This window comes from Nocardiopsis sp. L17-MgMaSL7 (genome assembly GCF_003182025.1).
In the GTDB taxonomy this organism is placed as follows: Bacteria; Actinomycetota; Actinomycetes; order Streptosporangiales; family Streptosporangiaceae; genus Nocardiopsis; species Nocardiopsis prasina.
Window position 1 is genome coordinate 357,610 of sequence record NZ_QGTF01000006.1, and the last position, 14,357, is coordinate 371,966.

A 14,357-nucleotide genomic window follows, 5' to 3' on the forward strand; every position below is an offset into this window, starting at 1 on the left:
CGGTAGATCACCCGCACGAACGCGCTTCGGCGGCGGGCGATGTGTCGGGCCAAGCTTATTGTCCACCGGACCTCAGACCCGCCAGTCCAGACGCTCGGGCGGCGGCCCGAGGTTGGGCGGGACCTTCTCGGGGTCGGTGCGGCCCGCGGTTCCGAACGCCTCGGCGGCGTCGTTGCCGTCGTCCCCGCTGGTCGCCCCGGGGGTGTCGTCCCGAACCGTGCGGTCCGGTCCGGCGGCGCCCCCCGGTGTCCCGGTGCCCCCGGACGGTTCGGATCCGCCCGCGCGCCCCCTCCGGAAGCCGCCGTTCCCGGTGCCGCTCCGGGACGCCGATGCTCTGGCGGTGGCTCCGGCGCCACCACCCGAGCCAACGTTCCCGCTGGTACCGGTGTTCCGGGTGTCGTCCACCGTAGCCAGGGTGGCCGTGGACAGGGTGAGGATACCCGGGTTGGTGTCGGCGAGGATCGGCCCGCCCGGGGTCAGGACGAGGGCGGCGGTGGACGGCAGCCCTCGAAGGGCTCGCGCGTCCAGGCCGCGGGAGCGCGCACCCGGCGCCTCCTCCTCGTCGTTCGGTCCCGGGGTGTCGATCTCGGCGGCCTGGCTGGTGACCCGGCCCCACGCCGTGGTCGATCTCACATGGCGGACCAGGTCGAGGGGGACGATCGAGGCGGCGGCGTTGCGGATCAGGGCGCCGGACTCGGTGTGCGGCGAGGGGAACAGGAGGTCGTCGTCCTCCTCCTCGTCCTCGGACGGTTCGAGCACCGTGCCGCCCACCGCCGCACCGATCACCTCGGTGAGCCGGTGCACCTCCAGGTCGCGCGGGTCGGCCTCGGCGGAGACCGCCGCCTCCACCGCTCTCGCGACCTCCTCGGCGTCGTCGTCCAGGCCCATCACCACCGGCAGGCAGGCGGGGTCGGAGAATCGTTCCAGAGCGGCGGGGACGGCGGTGCGGAACAGCAGGACCACCTCCACGTCGCCCTCGGACGCAGCCGCCAGGACCTGGTCCACCTCCTCCGTCGGGAGGGTCTCCGCGCCGCAGACCACCAGGCTGCGCGTACGCCGCGGTCGGACGGCACGTCCGCCGACGGCGGGTTCCGGGGCGCGGGCCTCCAGCAGTTCGCTGAGCGCGGCCACGGCGTAGGTCCCGTAGACCCGGGCCGCGCCCTCGCCCGAGGCCCGGTCCGTGGAGATGATCTTGACCTGGGCGTAGGCTCCGTCGTCGGCCCGGGTACCCACCGCCTCGAAGGGGCTGAGCCGGTCCTCCAGTGTCCACGCCCGTTCGCGAATCCCGGGGTCGTCGGCGCACCGCTCCCGCACCCGAGCGCGCTCCGCCTCCGTGAGCAGCGCCAGGGCGGTGTCGTCCTCGGCCGTGTCGTCCTCGGGGGTGACCAGGGCGCGCAGTCCGCCGATCAGCCGGGCGACGCCCACGTCCGGGCCGAGCACCTCCAGCAGGCGCAGCAGCAGGGTCTCGTCGGCGTCCGCGTCCTCCAGCCCCCCGGAGGCCGCGGCCGCCGCCGAGAGGATGCGGGCCCGTTGTCCGGCGTCCAGGTTGGTGCCGAGGGTCATCCGCGGCAGGTCGGCCGGGAGGACCCAGCGACGCGGCCCCACCGCGCAGCGCCGGGCCAGACGGACCAGCTCGCTGGTGACGGAGCGCCCGGTGAGGTCCACGACGGTGAGGTCGCCGCCCTCGCGGAGCCGGGAGATCCCGATCGTGGTGAGCAGCGCGGACCACCCCGCCTCGCGGCCGCCGACCACGAGCACTGACGAGACCCCCGCGGGCACCGTCACGCCGTACCAGCGGGGCTGGGCCTCGAAGGCGCGCGCGGCGGCCTGCCACTCGGTGTACCGGCGCGCGTGTTCGCGCTGTTGCTCGTGCAGGGCCCGCTCCCGTTCGGCCCGCTCCTCGGCCAGACGCGCCTCCGCGCGTTCGAGCCGGGTGGCCATCACCTGCCTGCTCTGGAGCAGCGCGAAGACCACCGGCGCCGCGATCGCCGCGCAGGCACACACGCCGCCCAGGGCCAGGCTCCCGGGGAGGATCCTCAGGGTCCACAGCAGCGGGCACAGCAGGGCGAACAACCCGAGCCCACCCAGGGCGAAGTAGAGCGGCCGGTTGGTCTCGGCCTCGCTGTCGAGCTGCCCGGCCACCCACTCCTGGCTGAGGGTCCGGGCGTCCGCTGGCGCGGGACGGCGGGGGGCCGGTCCCGGCGGCGGCAGCACGATCCTGTGCCGCCAACCGAGGTAGGTGCGTCCCGCCTCACCTCGGGGCGTGCTGGCCGCCGCAGACGACCGTGCTGTGGGCACCGTCCGAACACCTCCTGACCGGCGGGGGGAGTACCACCGGAATACCTTCACGCGGGGTCCGGCCAGGGGGTCGGAGGTCGGGGCTGGGGGCCCGCGCCCGGCGTGCTTGCCACGGTCCGCGTCCCGCCGGGGAGCGGGCGCCGGGGGCGTCCGGCCCCTCCGGAGGACACGAACCGTGATCTTCAGTCAAGCAGGGCCGTCCACCGCTTTCCAGCCCCCGTCCCGGGCCTGGGGAAAACCCGCCTCCGGGAAGGCTGGACCCGCGCTGGGTGACTCCGGTCGCCGAGCTCGACGGGACTCCGAGGTCCCGGGAGGAGGGGCCGACATCATGGGTGCGACCGCGCCCGGGGCAACCCTGGGGCGCGGTCGCCTGGGCCTCCCTCCCCCATCCCCCGTCACGTGCCCCGCCCAGGTGCTCCCGGGCGCGCGGGTCCGGATGACGAGGAGTCCCCCATGTCCGACCCCCAGTTCTCCGTCTTCGTCCTCCAGCCGATCGCGCTCCTCCTCCAGACCGCCGGTCTGGTCCACATGATCCTGGCCGTGCTCTGGAACCGTCGACGAGGGCGGTACGGCTGGAGCGAACGCGCCCGGTGGCTCAGCGCCCCTGGGAGCGCGGAGACGAGCCGGGTCCGCCCCTACCTGCGCGACGGAGCGACCGCCCCCGGCCCCGAACTGGCCCACCTCACCGTGCGAGTGGCCGAGCACCGTGTGCGCCGGTTCGAGAACCCCTGGGAGGTTGCGGGGGCGAGCCTGGCCGCGATGGGGGTCGGTCTCTTCGCTGTCGGCCAGTCGTACTCCGGGCACGCCCCTCACCTCCTGTGGTTGGGGCTCGCCCTGTTCACCCTCGCCACGACCGCGCCCCTCTACCGCCGGAGTGTGCTCGACCGGGCAGAGCGGGCGCTGGAGGCCAACCGGGAGCTGGCGTCGCGATACGACGGGCCCGCCGGGGAACCTCCGGAGCACGCGGCGCCCCGGGAGCGCTGAGGGCGCACAAAACGGCGCGGCGCCGGTGTCGGACGGAGCGATTCGTCCGGCACCGGCGCCGCGCGCGGGTGGTACTGGTGTCAGGCCTCGACCTGGACGTCGATGACCTTGCCGACCTCGGCCGTCACCCGGAACTCCCCGGTGAAGCCCTGGGAGGCCAGGACCCGCAGCTTCCACTCGCCGTCGGCGGCGAAGAAGCGGAAGGTGCCCTCGTCCCCGGTGGCGACCTCCCCGACGAAGTCGTCGGAGGAGTTCAGCAGACGGGCGTAGGCGCCGCGCAGGGGCTGGCCGTCACGGGTCACCGTGCCCTGGATGACCGCCTGGTTGCCCGCGTCGACGTCGGCCAGGGCCACGCCTCCCTCGGGTGCTCCGCAGCTGTCACTCACTTGGCCTCAGCCTCTCCGAGCTCGACCGGGACGCCCACAAGGGAGCCGTACTCGGTCCACGAGCCGTCGTAGTTCTTGACGTTCTCCAGCCCGACGATCTCGTGCAGGGCGAACCAGGTGTGCGAGGAGCGCTCGCCGATACGGCAGTAGGCGATGATGTCCTTGTCGAGGTCCACCCCGGCCTCGGTGTAGAGCTCGCGCAGCTCGTCGGCGGTCTTGAAGGTGCCGTCCTCGTTGGCGGTCTTGGCCCACGGGATGTTGCGCGCGGTCGGGATGTGGCCCGGGCGCTGCGAGGTCTCCTGCGGCAGGTGCGCGGGGGCCAGCAGCTTGCCGGTGAACTCGTCGGGCGAGCGGACGTCGACCAGGTCCTTGGTGCCGATGGCCTCGACGACCTCGTCACGGAAGGCGCGGATCGAGGAGTCCTGCTCCTTGGCCTGGTACTCGGTGGCGGCCCGCTCCGGGACCTCCTCCACGAGCTCGCGGGAGTCGAGCTCCCACTTCTTGCGGCCGCCGTCGAGCAGGCGGACGTTGTCGTGGCCGTAGAGCTTGAAGTACCAGTAGGCGTAGGCCGCGAACCAGTTGTTGTTGCCGCCGTACAGGATGACCTGGTCGTCGTTGCCGATGCCCTTGGCGGACAGCAGCTTCTCGAAGCCGGTGCGGTCCACGAAGTCGCGGCGGACCGGGTCCTGGAGGTCCGTCTTCCAGTCGATCTTGACGGCGCCGGGGATGTGGCCCTTGTCGTAGGCGGACGTGTCCTCGTCCACCTCGACCAGGACGACGTTGGCGTCGTCCAGGTGAGCCTCCACCCATTCGGCGTCCACGAGGACGTCGGAGCGGCTCATGAGGAACCTCCTGTGCTTTCTGTGTGTCGCGTGTGCGGTCGGTGCGTCGCGTTCCGGGCGCGCGGTGCCCGGAACAGGGGTCTCAGGCGGCCTCCCCTTCCCTGACGGCCCCCGGGTGTTCCGGAGGGGAGGGCGAGGAGAGGCAGTACGCGTGGGAAAGGGCGGTCGCGGCGGCGGCGAGCCGTCCGGGCACGGTGGGTGGGTGTCCTCGGGGTTGCCGACGGAGGGCGGAGGAGAGATCCGCCGCGGTTCATCGGGGTCCGGGAGGGATGACGGAGGAAGGCCGTCGATTCCACGCGTGCGCGAAGGAGGGTGCCGGTCGCACGGAGCGAGCGGGGGCTCGAAGGTGGCCCGTCCGCCCTAGGGACACGGACAGAGCGCGGCAGCGACGCGGCAGAAGTCCACCGCTCGTCGCTTCGTGAGATACGCGCTCGTCAAGGAAGTCACGTCCTAGACGCTACAGCCCGCACAGCGATCTTGTCACGGGTGTCCTGGATCACAGGACGAGCGTCCCAGAATGTGGGACGGGGGTCGTGGAATCGCCGGATTGTCGGGCGTCGTCAGCGCACGGCCTCGCCGAGTGCGGCGATCACGTCGGCCTTGCGGGGCTGGCCCCCGGCCCTGCGTACCACCCGGCCGTCGGCGTCGAGCACGAACACCGTCGGGGTCCCCTGGACCTCCAGCCGACGCACCAGGTCCAGCCGGGATTCGGCATCGACCTCCACGTGCGCCACCCCCGCGACCATGCCGGCCACGTCCTCCAGGACACGGCGGGTGGCGCGGCACGGCTGGCAGAAGGCGCTGGAGAACTGCACGAGTGTGGCCCGCGTACCCAGCTCGGCACCGAGCACGTCGGGGCCGAGCGTCTCCACCGCCGGGGTCATCAGACGGCCTCGGAGCCCATCAGCGGGACGTCGCTGCCCGTACCGGTGATCCTGAGGCCGTTGGAGGTGGCCTCCATGTCCTCGGCGGTCAGGCCGAAGGGCAGCTCGGGCACCTGGGCGCTGAAGGTCAGCATGTTCGAGACCATGGCGTCGACGTTGAAGGGGACGTCCGCCACCTCGATGCCGACCGGGGTCACGTACAGGGTGTCCCCGTCGACGGAGAACTCGCCGCCGCTGGAGACCGAGACGCTCCGGCCCATCTCCGGGACGGCCAGCTCGCCGTTGATGCGGGGCTCACCGTTCTCGGTGGTGATGGTCATGCCCTCGGGCAGGTACGGGTTGAAGTAGGCGTAGGGCACCACGAAGGACCCGTCCACCTGGCCAGCGGTCACGGTGGGCTGGTCCATGAGGTCGCTCAGCGGCGCGTCGACGTCGGAGGCGGTGGCCTCGATCTGCTCGACCGTCACACCGCCCATCGTGGCGCTGTCGGCCTGGATGTTGACCTCGGTGTAGGTACCGCTGACCACCTGGGGCAGGAAGGCCCAGCCCTCAATGGACACGTCCGGTTCGTCGGACATCTCCATCTGCTGTGCCAGGCGCTCGGCCAGGGTGTTCTGCGCGAACGAACGCGCTCCCACGTCCGCCACCACTACGAGGGCGGCGAGAAGGATCAGGAAGACGACAAGGAACTTGCGCATCGGGGCTCCCAGCAACTTTCTTTCGCTCCGGCGCGGCTCTCGGCTGGGTCATCCGGCCGGTCTCGGTCACACGCCATCGGCACCCGACGGGCGCCGGTCATGAAAAACCTGTAGGGAAGGGTACTTCACCCGGCATGAGACGCGGGGCGCCCGGAATTGGTTGCGCCGGGGGCGTTCGTCACGGTCGGTACACGGTCCCCCCGAACCGTGCCGAAGGGACCGCCTGCGGAGCGAAGCGCCTGGTCAGCGGGGCATCAGCATGGCGGCGAGGCCGTCGGTGGCGGCCGCGCCGGAGAGGGAGAGCTCGATCACGTTGGTGGCCACCACGTGCCCGGAGAGGCGGCGTGTGAACTCCATGACGTGCGGCTGCTGCTCGTGCTCCTCCTGGGCCAGCTCGTCGCGGTAGATCGCGTAGACGATGCGCTGGAGGGGGGCACTGGGCACGGTGTGCGAGGCGAACAGCAGGGTGTCCGGCTCGCGCTTGGAGACCTCGGCCACCACGGCGTTGGCGAGCTGGTCGAACCCGCCGCCCTCGCCGTCGGCGAGCGTGTAGATCGTGATGACGCCGCGGACCTTGCTGGGCGCGGCGGCGGGCGCACCCTCATAGAGGTCGTCGTAGTTCTCGGCGTTGCGGCGCTTGCGGCGCACGGGCTCCTCCTGGGGCTCGTCGTCGAGTTCGTCTTCGTCGTCGTACTCGTCGTCGAAGTAGTCGTCGTACCCGTCGTCGTAGGGGTCGCGGCGCGGCTTGGCGGCCAGCGCCCCGGCTCCCCAGAGGGAGGAGACCGCACCGAGGACCAGCAGCGGGCCGAGGGCGCCCAGCCCCATGCGTCCGACCACGACGGCGAGGAGCACGGAGAGCGCGACCAGACCCAGCACCGCCAGGTCGGTCCGTCCGGGGCCGCGGGTCCCGCGCCGCACGACGGCGACGATCGCGATGACGAGGAGGACGGCGACGAAGCCCTGCACGCCGTTGGTGAGCGAGCGAGGGATCAGGTCGTAGTGGTCTCCCAGCGGGGGGAAGGCCGCGTCGAACCGGCCGCTGATGCGGTCGACGCTGAGCACCACCAGGGGAACGATGGTCAGGGCGGTGACGAAGAGGCGCGTGGTGAACAGACCGTTGGGTGAACGGACCGCGAACTCCATGGCGCCCCAGGCCGCGTAGAGCGGACCCAGGAGGCTGACACCGATGTGCAGCAGTCGGAAGGTGAGCTGCCCGAAGTCGAAGAGCACCCCGATGACCGCGGCGCTGAGGCCGACGGTGACCGCCAGGGACGCGATCAGCCAGGCGATCGCGGAGACACTCGGACGGCGTTGGGCATACGCGGTCAGCGCGGCGGTGGCGCTCCAGCCCACCAACGCGCTGATGAATGTCAGTCCTACCGTGACCATCCCGACCATGATGCTGCACCGCAAAGGGTGGATGTGCACCGCGTGCACTATTAGCGGGAGGCCGACCGGGAAGATCCCGCAGAGTGGGGGCCGAAACCGCGTTTGACACTGTGATCTTCATCACCAGGTTTGACGCTCTCGCCCTGTCGCGGCATGGCACCCGTGGGTGGTCATAAGCTCGCAGTACGCGGGGAAGCGCCACCCCGGACATCCGGAGGGCTGCCTCCCCCACCACAGCCAGGAGAGAACCGTGTCACACGACGCCGTTTCCCCGAAACCGGTCGGCCCCGGAGCCGCTTTCTTCGACGTGGACAACACGCTCATGCGGGGCGCGTCGATCTACCACTTCGCCCGCGGACTGGCCTCCCGGGACCTGTTCACCACCAGGGACCTGATGCGGTTCGCCTGGGGGCAGACGGTGTTCCGGGTGACCGGCAGCGAGCAGCCGGAGCACATCAACGCCGCGCGCGAGGCAGCGCTGGCCTTCGTCGCCGGACACGGCGTCGACGACCTGGTGACGCTGTGCGAGGAGATCTACGACGACACCATGGCCGACCGCATCTGGGAGGGCACCCGGGCACTCGTCCAGGAGCACCTGGACGCGGGCCGACCGGTGTGGCTGGTCACCGCGACCCCAGTGGAGCTGGCCCAGATCATCCGCCGCCGACTGGGGCTGACCGGCGCGTTGGGCACCGAGGCGGAGTGCGTCGACGGTGTGTACACGGGGCGGCTCAACGGCGACCTCATGCACGGCCCGGCCAAGGCCGTGGCGGTGCGCGCGCTGGCGAGGAGGGAGGGGTGGGACCTGTCGGCCTGTTCGGCCTACAGCGACTCCTCGAACGACCTGCCCCTGCTGTCGTTGGTCGGTGACCCGCACGCGGTCAACCCGGACGGCGACCTGCGCCGCTACGCGCGCACCCACGAGTGGCCGGTGCACGACTTCCGCAGGCACCGGGCGGCCCTGAAGGTGGCCCTGCCCGCCGCTGTGGCGGGCGCTGTGGCCGGGGCGGTGGCCGTGCGCGCGGTCAGACACCGCAGAGCCCTCAGCCTGCGCTGAGCACTCCAGGAGCGGTGCCGGACCCCAGGGACGGCGACCGGTTCGCCCATGGGCCCCACAGGCGCCCACGGCACCCGCGAGCGTCACCGGCGCCGGTAGAAAACGGGGAGGGCCCGCATGCGCCCCTCTCGCAGGGCGGTGCGGATCCTTCCGAAGAAGCTCGGCCTGGTGATCTGGGCGACCAGGAAGCGCACCGGACCACCGGGCAGGCGCACGTGGTTCACGAGCGCGTAGGGCGCCTCTTCGAGCGGCTGGAGCAGGGTGGAGTTGTCCACCCCCTACCCTGTCGACGTACCAGTGGGCCAGCTCCTCCCACACCTCGACCGCGCGTTCGGGGTCGGGGGCGGTGAAGTGGTTGAGCAGGTACGTGGCCGAGGGGTCGTCACCGGTCTCACCGATGCGCCGCGTGTTGCGGGCGGTCATCAGGAGCTCGCCGTCGAGTCGGCGATAGGCGTCGGAGTCCAGCACGTCCGCCAGGTCGTCGGGTGAGGCCACGGTGACGAGCAGGACGACGTCGTAGCCGGGCCCGCCCTCCAGCGGCGGCATGAGCACCGCCTCGTACACCGTGGTGGCGACCACCGAGGGCAGCTCCTCCAGTTCGTCCGCCAGCACCCGGAACATCGCCAGGGTGCGCTCCCGATCCTCGTCGCGCCGCACGAAGGGGCCTCGCGCGGGAGGGGCCACCCGGGCGCCGACGTACACGTAGCCGTAGGGGTGGGGTTCGAGGAAAACGGTCCTCCGGTCCGACTCCGGGCTGTTCCTGGGCATGGCGTGCGCCTCCTCCGTCGCGGGGCGTGGAGGCCCCCTCACGGTCCGTACGGACGACTCTAACCCGAAAGCTTTGCCTTCCCCAACAGTTCGGGAAGACAAATCCTATGATCGTAGACATGACTGAAGACAGGGCACCGGAGTCCACGGACGAACGGAACCGCGCACTCCTGGCCGAGCTGGGCGTCGTTCCGCAGTTGGAGGTCTACTTCCGCCGGGTGCGGATGGACATGCCAGCCGACGTCGCGGAGGTGTTCTCCCTGCACGGGCTGACCGCGCGCCACGGCGGAGTACTCGGGCAGCTGGCGGTGGTGCCGTCGATCGGTGTGAGCGAGCTGGCCAGGCGGATGGCGGTGTCCCTGCCGACCACGAGCGAGCTGGCCGGAGACCTCAGACGCGCCGGACTCGTGGTGGCGGAGGAGGACCCGGACAACCGCAGACGCACCCTGCTGAGCCTGGCAGACGAGTACCGGACCTCGGTGGAGTCACTGGTGGCGGCGCGGGCGGCGCCGCTGCGGCGCGCGATGGAGCGCCTGTCGGAACGGGACAGGCGGGGTTTCGCCGCCGGGCTGCGCGCCTGGGCGGACGAGATGCGCGACTGGTGAGGGCCGACGGGGCGGGGTCCGCGGCCTCTACCTGCCCAGGGTCGCGCGGGCCAGGGCCAGGACGTGCACCGGACGGAGCCCGGAGCCCCGAGGCGAGCCGCCCCGGCTGTGCGCGTAGGACTCGAAGGCCTCGACGGAGCTGTAGGACGGCGCCCAGTCCAGGGCGCGGCTGAGCGGCGCGGGGTCCAGCGCCGAGGCGCTCAGTCCCTCACGCACCGCGCGGGCGCCGCTGGAGCTGGCGTAGTCGATCCGTCCGTGCCTGGCCACTCCGCGCAGCACCCTGAGGCCGCGTGCGGGCACGGGGAGGCGCCGGCCGCCGATACGGCGAAGGCAGTGGGAGAGCGGGACCGCGTCGGCCCCGGAGACGTCGAAGAACCCGGTCCGGTCACTGAGCGCCATGCGCACGAGCGCCTCGGCCCCGTCGTCCTCGTGCAGGAACTGCACGCGCGGGTCGCGGCCCATCACGGTGGGCACGACACGGGAGTCCATGTAGCGGGTGAGCGGGGTGTCCACGGAGGGACCGATGAGATTCGCGAACCTCAGGACGGCCACGGACAGGTCCGGGCGGCGGCGCTGGAGGCCGCGCGTGTGCCGTTCGACCTCGGCCGCGTCGTCGGCGTCAAGGGTGGCGCTGGAACGCACCACCAGCCGCCGGACGGTGGAGGAGCGCTGGGCGGCACCGAGGACCCGCATGGTGCCCAGGAGGTTGTCCTCCCGGTTGGGGTCGTTCGTGGTGTCCAGGCCCAGGTGCAGGACCAGGTCGGCGCCGGACTCGGCGACGATGCGGTCCAGGCTGCCGTCGTGCAGGTCGACGTGCTGGTACTCGACCCCGGTGGTGCCTCTCGGTGGAGGGGCGGAGTCGGCCCCGATCACCCGGTGCACACCGGGCCCCTGGCTCAGGGTCTGGGCGACCCCGGCCGCGAGGGGGCTGGAGACCCCGGTGACGAGTACGACACGAGCCATGGAGACACGTTCCTTGGAAGGAGACGGCGGTGGTCCGGATGGGCCACGCACCGCTCACCCCGACGGAGGAGACCCGGTGAAGGTGACCTGTGATTCACAACAGCGGTGCACCCGGAAAATTCCGTTGCGCCGGCTGACGCCGGGCAAGGGAAGTGAAGTGTCTCCGCGTCCGGGGCGTGCCAGCGGCCCGCCCGCGCCCGCGGAGAGACAACCTACGTCGCGAACGCTCCTACTTCTTGTTGCGACGCGCCACACGCGTGCGCTTGAGCAGCTTGCGGTGCTTCTTCTTCGCCATCCGCTTGCGGCGCTTCTTGATGACGGAACCCATGGGATCACCTTCTCGCTGACGAGTGAGTACGGACATGCCGAACCACTGGTGACGAACACCTGCTGGCTCGGATGCGGTTGCTGGGCTCGCCCGGGCACACGCGCGCGGAGCGCGGGTGGCCGGTGCGACCGGGGCGGGCCCCGGGGAGGACGACGGTCACTAGTACACACGTCTACCGCACCCGTGGGCCCAGCTTACCGCTACGGGCAACCCGGGCGGATCACGCCCCCGGAACGGACGGACCGTCGCCGTAGAGCACGGCGGCCGGTTCGGCGTAGCTGACACTGGCCAGTCGCTGATCCGCGAAGGTCAGCGACGTGACACTGGCGAGGTTACATTCCCGCAGGTCGGGTCGGTGCCACAGGTGCCTGCCCTCGGCCGCGCGACGGGCCATCCAGATCGGCAGCTGATGGCTGACGCACACGGCCTCGCGCCCCCAGGCGGCCCGCCGGACGACCTTGATGACCTCGACCATGCGGTTGACGATGTCCTGGTAGGGCTCGCCCCACGAGGGCCGGAAGGGGTTGTACAGGCGCTTGAGCACCTGGGGGTCGCGCACCGACTTGGAGGACAGCGACATCCCTTCGAACTTGTTGGCCGCCTCGACCAACCGGTCGTCCAGGGTCACCGGAAGGTCGAACGCCTTCTGGAGCGGGACGGAGGTCTCCTGGGTGCGGTCCAGGGGCGACGAGTACAGAGCGGCGATGTCGTGGCCCTCGAACCAGTCGGAGGCCATCTCCGCCATCCGCAGTCCCCGGTCACTCAGGTGGTAGTCGGGGAGTCTGCCGTACAGGACCTTCTCGGGGTTGTACACCTCTCCGTGCCGGAGCAGGTGGACGACGGTGGTGGTGGTCATCGTGGAGGTACTTCCTTCCGGGGTGCGGGTCGGGTCAGCCCTGGGACTGGGCCTGTGCCGCGGCCCGGGCAGCCGCGGGCAGGGCCTCGACCACCCTGTCGACGGCGGCCTCGTCGTGCGCGGAGGAGAAGAACCACGCTTCGAAGGCGGCGGGCGGCAGGTAGACGCCCTGTTCGAGCATGGAGTGGAAGAACGCGGCGAACACCTTGGTGTCCGTCGTGCGGGCGCTGTCGAAGTCCGTGACCTCGCGGTCGGTGAAGAAGACCGTGAACAGGTTGCCGCCGCTCTGGATGCGGTGGGTGACGCCCTCGGCGCTGAGCGCCTTGGAGATCTCGCTCTCCACCTGGGCGGAGACCCGGTCGATGTGCGCGTAGACCTCGGGGGTGGCGCCGCGCAGGGTGGCCAGCCCAGCGGCCGTGGCCAGCGGGTTCCCGGAGAGCGTCCCCGCCTGGTACACGGGTCCGTTCGGGGCGAGGCGGTCCATGATCTCGGCGCGGCCGCCGAACGCCGCGGCGGGAAGGCCGCCGCCCATGACCTTGCCGAACGTCATGAGGTCGGGGGCCACGCCCTCCAGGCCGAACCAGCCGGAGGCGCTGACCCGGAAGCCGGTGAGGACCTCGTCGAGGACCAGCAGGGCGCCGTGGGCGTGCGCGATCTCCTTGAGGCGGGCGTTGAACCCGGCCTGGGGCGGGACGACGCCCATGTTGGCGGGGCAGGCCTCGGCGATCACGCAGGCGATCTCGTCACCGTGCTCGGCGAAGGCGCGTTCCACGGCCTCGACGTCGTTGTAGGGCAGCACCAGGGTGTCGGCGGCGCTGGCCCCGGTGACGCCCGGGGAGTCCGGCAGGGCGAAGGTGGCCAGGCCGGAACCAGCGGCGGCCAGGAGGGCGTCGACGTGACCGTGGTAGTTGCCCGCGAACTTGACGATCTTGCTGCGGCCGGTGAACCCGCGCGCGAGGCGGATCGCGGACATGGTGGCCTCGGTCCCGGAGTTGACCAGGCGGACCTTCTCGACGGGGGTGCGCTCGACGATCAGCTCGGCCAGCTCGACCTCACCGGGGGTCGGGGCGCCGTAGGAGGTTCCGGCCGCGACGGCGCCGTGGAGGGCCTCCACGACGCTGGGGGCGGCGTGCCCGAGGACGAGCGGCCCCCACGAGCAGACGAGGTCGACGTACTGGCGGCCGTCGGAGTCCGTGAGGTAGGGGCCTTCGCCCTTGACGAAGAACGGCGGGGTGCCGCCGACCGCCCCGAAGGCGCGCACGGGCGAGTTCACGCCGCCGGGAACAACGGCGGCCGCCCGCTGGAAGAGCTCTGCTGAAGTCTGTTGAGTACCCACCTCACCAGTGTGTCAGCTGTGTTCTCCCCCGAGACCGTGACCCGCCCCGCAACGCACGCGTGCCCCGCCGGGGGGACGGGGCACGCGTAAAGGGGGAGGGTGGCTCAGACGTTGCTGTGGGAGTTCTGGCAGATCCGCTCGGCCTCGGGGCCGTGGTCCGAGCCCTGGGCGCGCACCAGGGGGCGCAGGCGGTCGTTCTCGGCCAGTTTGTCGACGACCGCGGTCATCGGGCGGGCGGCCAGCAGGGAGACCAGGGTGGCCACGATGGCGCCGACGAGGAGGCCCACGGTGACGTCGTGGGGGTAGTGGGCGCCGACGAAGACCCGGGAGAAGGCCTCCAGGACGGCGAAGACCGCGGCGACGACGGCGAACCGGCGCCAGGCGACGATCACCGCGGCGGCCGCGGCACCGGCGATGGCGGCGTGGTTGCTCGGGAAGGACCAGTCACCGATGGGGTCGCACGTGGCGATGGTGTTCAGGTCCGTCATGGCCTGGCAGGGGCGCAGCTGTTCGAAGAACGACTTGATGGTCCTGCTGACCGCGTAGGCGATGACGGTGGCGACCGGGGCGAAGAGCGCGAGGCCGACCAGGCGCGAGCTGACGGAGCGGGCTCGCCACCAGGCCATGAGGAAGAGGATCGCGAACACACCGAGGAAGAGGTCGGTGCCCCATTCCGCGGCCGTCTGCATCCAGGGGTCGAGTCCGTCCGCGAACTCGATCACGGATCGTGACCAGGCGGCGCTGACGTCGAAGATCTCGGAGACCATCTCTCTCCAGGGGTGGTACGGGGAGGAGAGTCGCCCTGACGGCAGGGGGAAGACGGGGCGACGTCCCGGTGACGGGACTCCCACGAGCGAATGAAGGGAAGGTCCTTATCCTGTCATCCGCTCGACCCCCCTGAGTCCCAGGAAGCCGAACAACGAAGAAAGACACATGGTCAGCCCCCGTCGAAGTGACACGCGG

General features: G+C 71.5%; 16 protein-coding genes. 3 read left to right on the forward strand and 13 right to left on the reverse strand.

The genetic code is table 11. The features are described from left to right. Positions 1–72: 72 nt before the first annotated feature. Positions 73–2,298: a hypothetical protein gene (locus tag BDW27_RS13295; protein ID WP_199560643.1), complete on the reverse strand. Its 2,226-nt coding sequence runs from the start codon at positions 2,296–2,298 to the stop codon at positions 73–75. 453 nt (positions 2,299–2,751) lie between these two features. Between BDW27_RS13295 and BDW27_RS13300 the strand changes: the two genes are divergently transcribed. Then, complete coding sequence (locus BDW27_RS13300; protein WP_110049499.1) at positions 2,752–3,282, forward strand: hypothetical protein; 531 nt, start codon at positions 2,752–2,754, stop codon at positions 3,280–3,282. Positions 3,283–3,362: 80 nt separating this feature from the next. On the opposite strand, the gene BDW27_RS13305 is transcribed toward BDW27_RS13300, so the two are convergent. The 6 genes from BDW27_RS13305 to BDW27_RS13325 all read right to left on the reverse strand — a co-directional run bounded on the left by BDW27_RS13305 (position 3,363) and on the right by BDW27_RS13325 (position 7,490). Next, positions 3,363–3,668, reverse strand: a complete 306-nt coding sequence (locus BDW27_RS13305; RefSeq protein WP_026129190.1) for a DUF1416 domain-containing protein — start codon at positions 3,666–3,668, stop codon at positions 3,363–3,365. Continuing rightward, a complete protein-coding gene (locus tag BDW27_RS13310; protein WP_017544187.1) occupies positions 3,665–4,510 on the reverse strand; it encodes a sulfurtransferase in 846 nt (281 codons plus the stop codon). Before BDW27_RS13310 ends, BDW27_RS13305 begins: the two co-directional genes overlap by 4 nt. Before the next feature lie 360 nt (positions 4,511–4,870). After that, on the reverse strand, positions 4,871–4,957 hold the full coding sequence (locus BDW27_RS28155) for a putative leader peptide (RefSeq protein ID WP_355267795.1): 87 nt from the start codon (positions 4,955–4,957) through the stop codon (positions 4,871–4,873). 113 nt (positions 4,958–5,070) lie between these two features. Further along, positions 5,071–5,394 carry a thioredoxin family protein gene (locus tag BDW27_RS13315; protein ID WP_017544188.1) on the reverse strand — a complete coding sequence of 108 codons (324 nt, stop codon included), beginning with the start codon at positions 5,392–5,394 and terminating at the stop codon, positions 5,071–5,073. Further along, entirely contained in the window at positions 5,394–6,092 is a 699-nt protein-coding gene (locus tag BDW27_RS13320; RefSeq protein WP_017544189.1) for a DUF2993 domain-containing protein, read from the reverse strand. The genes BDW27_RS13315 and BDW27_RS13320 overlap by 1 nt, the downstream gene beginning before the upstream one ends. A 243-nt stretch (positions 6,093–6,335) precedes the next feature. Continuing rightward, entirely contained in the window at positions 6,336–7,490 is a 1,155-nt protein-coding gene (locus BDW27_RS13325) for a putative quinol monooxygenase (RefSeq protein WP_017544190.1), read from the reverse strand. Between the two features lie 241 nt (positions 7,491–7,731). On the opposite strand from BDW27_RS13325, the gene BDW27_RS13330 reads away from it, so the two are divergent. Then, positions 7,732–8,538 carry an HAD family phosphatase gene (locus BDW27_RS13330; protein WP_110049500.1) on the forward strand — a complete coding sequence of 269 codons (807 nt, stop codon included), beginning with the start codon at positions 7,732–7,734 and terminating at the stop codon, positions 8,536–8,538. A gap of 83 nt (positions 8,539–8,621) precedes the next feature. On the opposite strand, the gene BDW27_RS27785 is transcribed toward BDW27_RS13330, so the two are convergent. Next, the gene (locus BDW27_RS27785; protein ID WP_233515745.1) at positions 8,622–8,813 is read right to left on the reverse strand and encodes a hypothetical protein; all 192 of its coding nucleotides are present in this window, start codon (positions 8,811–8,813) and stop codon (positions 8,622–8,624) included. 612 nt (positions 8,814–9,425) lie between these two features. On the opposite strand from BDW27_RS27785, the gene BDW27_RS13340 reads away from it, so the two are divergent. Beyond that, positions 9,426–9,911 (forward strand): MarR family winged helix-turn-helix transcriptional regulator, encoded by a 486-nt coding sequence (locus tag BDW27_RS13340; protein ID WP_233515746.1) that lies wholly within the window; start codon positions 9,426–9,428, stop codon positions 9,909–9,911. A 27-nt stretch (positions 9,912–9,938) separates the two neighbouring features. Here BDW27_RS13340 and BDW27_RS13345 read toward each other — a convergent pair whose 3' ends face one another. From BDW27_RS13345 to BDW27_RS13365, 5 genes are all read right to left on the reverse strand, one after another. Further along, on the reverse strand, positions 9,939–10,874 hold the full coding sequence (locus tag BDW27_RS13345) for an NAD-dependent epimerase/dehydratase family protein (RefSeq protein WP_017544193.1): 936 nt from the start codon (positions 10,872–10,874) through the stop codon (positions 9,939–9,941). 229 nt (positions 10,875–11,103) lie between these two features. Continuing rightward, positions 11,104–11,202 carry a 30S ribosomal protein bS22 gene (locus tag BDW27_RS13350; protein WP_013155353.1) on the reverse strand — a complete coding sequence of 33 codons (99 nt, stop codon included), beginning with the start codon at positions 11,200–11,202 and terminating at the stop codon, positions 11,104–11,106. 220 nt (positions 11,203–11,422) lie between these two features. Beyond that, positions 11,423–12,058, reverse strand: coding sequence for a histidine phosphatase family protein (locus BDW27_RS13355; protein WP_017544194.1), 636 nt, complete (start codon positions 12,056–12,058; stop codon positions 11,423–11,425). Between the two features lie 34 nt (positions 12,059–12,092). Beyond that, positions 12,093–13,394, reverse strand: coding sequence for a glutamate-1-semialdehyde 2,1-aminomutase (gene hemL, locus BDW27_RS13360; protein WP_083927497.1), 1,302 nt, complete (start codon positions 13,392–13,394; stop codon positions 12,093–12,095). Between the two features lie 104 nt (positions 13,395–13,498). Then, positions 13,499–14,161: a phosphatase PAP2 family protein gene (locus BDW27_RS13365; RefSeq protein ID WP_110049502.1), complete on the reverse strand. Its 663-nt coding sequence runs from the start codon at positions 14,159–14,161 to the stop codon at positions 13,499–13,501. Between the last annotated feature and the right edge of the window lie 196 nt (positions 14,162–14,357).

Excerpts from the sequence above, each read along its gene's own strand:
- BDW27_RS13300 (WP_110049499.1), top strand. The coding sequence starts at position 2,752 with ATGTCCGACCCCCAGTTCTCCGTCTTCGTCCTCCAGCCGATCGCGCTC.
- BDW27_RS13310 (WP_017544187.1), bottom strand. The coding sequence starts at position 4,510 with ATGAGCCGCTCCGACGTCCTCGTGGACGCCGAATGGGTGGAGGCTCAC.
- BDW27_RS13315 (WP_017544188.1), bottom strand. The coding sequence starts at position 5,394 with ATGACCCCGGCGGTGGAGACGCTCGGCCCCGACGTGCTCGGTGCCGAG.
- BDW27_RS13320 (WP_017544189.1), bottom strand. The coding sequence starts at position 6,092 with ATGCGCAAGTTCCTTGTCGTCTTCCTGATCCTTCTCGCCGCCCTCGTA.
- BDW27_RS13325 (WP_017544190.1), bottom strand. The coding sequence starts at position 7,490 with ATGGTCGGGATGGTCACGGTAGGACTGACATTCATCAGCGCGTTGGTG.
- BDW27_RS13340 (WP_233515746.1), top strand. The coding sequence starts at position 9,426 with ATGACTGAAGACAGGGCACCGGAGTCCACGGACGAACGGAACCGCGCA.
- BDW27_RS13345 (WP_017544193.1), bottom strand. The coding sequence starts at position 10,874 with ATGGCTCGTGTCGTACTCGTCACCGGGGTCTCCAGCCCCCTCGCGGCC.
- BDW27_RS13350 (WP_013155353.1), bottom strand. The coding sequence starts at position 11,202 with ATGGGTTCCGTCATCAAGAAGCGCCGCAAGCGGATGGCGAAGAAGAAG.
- BDW27_RS13355 (WP_017544194.1), bottom strand. The coding sequence starts at position 12,058 with ATGACCACCACCACCGTCGTCCACCTGCTCCGGCACGGAGAGGTGTAC.
- BDW27_RS13365 (WP_110049502.1), bottom strand. The coding sequence starts at position 14,161 with ATGGTCTCCGAGATCTTCGACGTCAGCGCCGCCTGGTCACGATCCGTG.